General features: G+C 43.2%; 5 protein-coding genes. 3 read left to right on the top strand and 2 right to left on the bottom strand.

From position 1 onward, the window contains the following. The coding region (locus tag QAS77_RS10905) for an MMPL family transporter (RefSeq protein ID WP_305065544.1) at window positions 1-700 on the bottom strand (700 nt) is incomplete at its 3' end. A 70-nt stretch (window positions 701-770) separates the two neighbouring features. Further along, window positions 771-1,274, bottom strand: coding sequence for a MarR family winged helix-turn-helix transcriptional regulator (locus QAS77_RS10900; protein WP_305065542.1), 504 nt, complete (start codon window positions 1,272-1,274; stop codon window positions 771-773). Between the two features lie 468 nt (window positions 1,275-1,742). On the opposite strand from QAS77_RS10900, the gene QAS77_RS10895 reads away from it, so the two are divergent. From QAS77_RS10895 to QAS77_RS10885, 3 genes are all read left to right on the top strand, one after another. Then, entirely contained in the window at window positions 1,743-2,579 is an 837-nt protein-coding gene (locus tag QAS77_RS10895) for a mechanosensitive ion channel family protein (RefSeq protein WP_305065540.1), read from the top strand. 26 nt (window positions 2,580-2,605) lie between these two features. Next, window positions 2,606-3,241 (top strand): CDGSH iron-sulfur domain-containing protein, encoded by a 636-nt coding sequence (locus QAS77_RS10890; protein WP_305065538.1) that lies wholly within the window; start codon window positions 2,606-2,608, stop codon window positions 3,239-3,241. A 24-nt stretch (window positions 3,242-3,265) separates the two neighbouring features. Continuing rightward, the coding region (locus tag QAS77_RS10885) for a thiamine pyrophosphate-binding protein (RefSeq protein WP_305065536.1) at window positions 3,266-4,005 on the top strand (740 nt) is incomplete at its 3' end.

The raw sequence follows: 4,005 nt of genomic DNA, 5'->3' as shown, positions 1-4,005 counted from the left end.
GATAACCCATGGCTCCGAACGTATAGATAATTCCCAGCAACACAATGGCCAGTGGCATAAGCCTCCACCTGACATGACCGAACACGAGGTAGAGCACCACAATCATCAATATGACTGAAAGACCAAGCAATACAGCCATACTTGACATCATTGCATTGTTCATGGAAACCATGAAAGCCGGTTCTCCAGTAACAACTACATTATAGTCAGGAGGGAATTCTGCCATTGCGACCGAGACCTCCAGTTCGCGCAAGATCTCCTGTTTCTGTTCGTCTGAGGTTGAACCTGCTACCTCCACATACATGAGTGCATGAGTTGCATCAGGCATCAACCCCTCCGGCACATAGTCCTTTATCAATGTTGCAAGTTCCACATTATCTTCAGGTAATGCTGCTTCACCGTTCAGCCTGTAATTGGCATCCTTGATAACAGATGTCGCACTTTGTACCCCTACAACCCCGGGCAGCGACAGCGTCATATGTTCGAACCGATCCATCGCTTGCAGTGCAGCAGGATCACTTACCTGCCCATCCTCCACTATAACAACAATAGCATCGATGCCAAAAATATTCAGATAAAGATGATCAAAATCTTGGAATATCTGAGAGGTCTTCTCTACAAAAGTATCAGTGCCAGACTTCATTTCAATGCTCTGTGCACCCTGCATGGCTACAAGTACCAGCAGTAATGAAATGATCATGATAGGAATGGTGTTGCTCTCAATAAAGACACCCAGTTTTTCGAATAAGTTCTTTATGATGACTACCTCCTTATGAATTATCCGAACGTTTTTCCTGAGCCATCTTCTCAAGGAGCAAAAGAGCATGGGAGTACATGCGTTTGTGGAACTTGATAAGGACCTTCTGTGCATCTATTGCTTCATCAATATCTTCATCGCTCAGGTCAGACATGCACTCTGATGCGACACTGCACATTTTACCGAGCATATATTCAGATCGTTCTAACCCCTTTTCAGTAAGACCCAATAATGTTTTTCTGCGATCAGAAGGATCGTCCTTTCGATAAACAAGTCCCTCCGCTTCAAGAGAATCGATAAGGCTTGTAGCACTACTTTTCTTGATCTCCAGATATTTTGCAAGATTAGAAGGCATGACCTCTCCTTCACGCTTTATAAAATGAATAGCCCTATTTGAAGTTTTGTTCAAACAAATATCATCTTTTTCAACGAAATGACCGATCATGTTGCTTTCCATTTTTCTTTTCAGGTACTCAATTTCAAGATGCAACTCTACCATTTGTTTTGTTTTATCCACAATGCACCTCCATAATTTTTAAGATTATAACGTGGCCACCTAATATTTGATAATCGTATAATTCGATAATCTAATGGTTTGATTTTCTAATATTCGCATCAATATATAAAGCTTTTGTTTTGAATGGCCCGCATGAATATTAATGAAGTTATGTGCCGATAAATCGCCCTAGATGAAAGAGAGTATTCCTAAGAAAAAAAGTAGTCGAACACAAGATAGAAAACGTGACAATACAGCACATTAATGAAACAGGGGATAGAAAAATAAATGCTATGAATGAGTTGGAGGAGGAGTGGAATTGGACACACCTCCTCGTTTGGAGTCAGCCCCTACACAGAATTTATTGTATAAAAAGATTTTGTCAATGATTATTAAAGATAGATCGAAGAAAATTTTAAAATGTTGATCCATTAGAAGAAGAAGCATTGTGGAAGTGGACAGGTACTATATATCTACTATGACCACAGAATGTTAGATATTGGATCAAACTGGGGAGTTGGTACAACGTTATCACAAAACATACCATACATGGAATTGACCTATTTTGACATTCTATCAGCATTGATAGTACTCGTATTAGGCATCATTGTTGCAAAGGTCCTCATAAAAATATTCAAGAACGGATTGCAGAAAACAGATCTACCGGAACTTATCGTAGAGTTCCTGTCAAAATTCATCCTTGCACTTCTATATGTTGCAGTCCTCCTTGCAACCGTATCAATGCTTGGATCTGACATTAGTTCGGTCATTGTCGGACTTTCAGCAGTTATCGGCCTGATCCTTGGCTTTGGAATGCAGGATACATTGACAAATATTGCAGCAGGCATCTGGATTGCCACACTTCGACCTTTCGATAAAGGCGAGTTCTTAGTGGTTAATGGCTTTTCAGGAAGCGTACATGAGGTAGGGATCATGGCAACCGAACTGCTCACACCTGACAACAAGCTCATCACAATACCAAGTAAACTGGTATGGGGAAGCCCTATAGTCAATGCGACAAGAATGCCCACCAGAAGAGTTGATGTTGATGTGGGAGTCAGCTACGATACCAAACTCGAAGATGCACTACAGGTTGCCATCGAACTTATGAAAGAGAATGCAATGGTGCTTGCAGAACCTGCACCGGCTGTCGTTACCACTGCGCTCGCAGATTCATCAGTGAACCTGCAACTTCGTGCATGGACAAATACTGAAGATTACTGGGGAGTAAAAGGTGCATTGACGAACGGCATTCTGAAAGCATACAAAGAAGAAGGCATCGAAATTCCTTTCCCACAACTGGACGTACATCTGGAAAAGGAATGATCATTTTATTAAAGGGGGTTTAATAAATGACAGAGAACAAAACATCGATCCAGCCATCAACGAACGGACCATATATTGTAAAAGAACTGAACGACCTGAAGAACTCAAAGGGAGAAACTTTCGAACCGCAGCCCATGGTAGCCCTATGCCGCTGTGGCCAGTCCTCGAACAAACCGTTCTGTGACGGAACACATTTAAAAGTGGGATTCACGGGCGAAAAGGTCGAAGGCAGACAACCTGACAAGATCGATAACTATGTTGGAAAAGAGATCACAATCCATGACAATAGGGGAGTATGTTCCCATCGTGGATACTGCACAGACAATCTGCCAACCGTTTTCAGAATGAAAGAAGAACCATGGATCGATCCTGATAGTGCAAGTGTTGAAGACATAATCAGGGTCGTAGAGATGTGCCCGTCCGGTGCCCTTAGTTACACAAAGGACGGAGTCCTGCACAAAGATGTTGACCGAGAACCGGGCATCACCGTCACAAAGGACGGACCCTACGACGCTGTCGGTGGGATCGAGCTTGATGATCCAGAGGGAAACACCCCCGAATCAAAAGAACATTTCACCCTCTGCAGATGTGGTGCTTCAAAGAACAAGCCGTTCTGTAGCGGAGAACACTGGTACGTTGAATTCAAAGACGAGAAGAACTAAAATACACTTCAGTGAGGATATAACATGGGAAAATATAGATGTTCCGTCTGTAACTGGGACTATGATGAAGAAGCGGAAGGGCAGGATTTCGATTCCCTGCCTGACGACTTCACATGTCCGGTCTGTGGCGCTCCAAAGTCTGCATTCGTTGCAGAGGCAAGGGGTAAAGGTAAGGAAGATATAAAGACCACTGTTGCAGAGAAGATCATTGAGCAACTTGAGGTCTTTGGCGTAAAATATGTTTACGGAATACCGGGAGATTCCAATTTACCGCTGATAGAAGCCATCCGAAAGAGTGAAAAGATCAGGTTCATCCTTACAAGACATGAAGAGACAGCTGCTTTTATGGCATCTGCCCATGGGAAGATGACCGGAGAGCTCGGAGTATGCATGTCCATAGCAGGTCCGGGTTGCACTAACCTGATAACCGGATTGATGGACGCTGCCACTGACAGAAGTCCCGTACTTGCATTTGCGGGACAGATCCCTGAAGTGTACCTTGGAAGTGAGGCTTTCCAGGAAATTGACCAGATAGAACTGTTCAACCCCTTCACTGAATTCGCAGAGACCATTGCAAGAGAAAATCAGGCCCTTAAGCTTGTCACAATGGCGACTAAATATGCTTTCAAGAAACCCGGCGTATCAGTATTGAGCACACCGACGGACATACTTGCAGAAAAGCTTGATGAGAAGGTTTATTCCATTGAAAAAAGAATATTCCCCAACAAAACAGCTCCAAAGGATGCTGACGTTCAAAAAGCTGC

It is taken from the genome of Methanococcoides sp. (assembly GCF_030594565.1).
In the GTDB taxonomy this organism is placed as follows: Archaea; Halobacteriota; Methanosarcinia; order Methanosarcinales; family Methanosarcinaceae; genus Methanococcoides; species Methanococcoides seepicolus.
This window is presented reverse-complemented; position numbering and strand designations above follow the sequence as displayed.

Bases quoted from the DNA above. Each gene is read 5' to 3' on its own strand.
- QAS77_RS10895 (WP_305065540.1), top strand. From the start codon at position 1,743: ATGTTAGATATTGGATCAAACTGGGGAGTTGGTACAACGTTATCACAA.
- QAS77_RS10890 (WP_305065538.1), top strand. From the start codon at position 2,606: ATGACAGAGAACAAAACATCGATCCAGCCATCAACGAACGGACCATAT.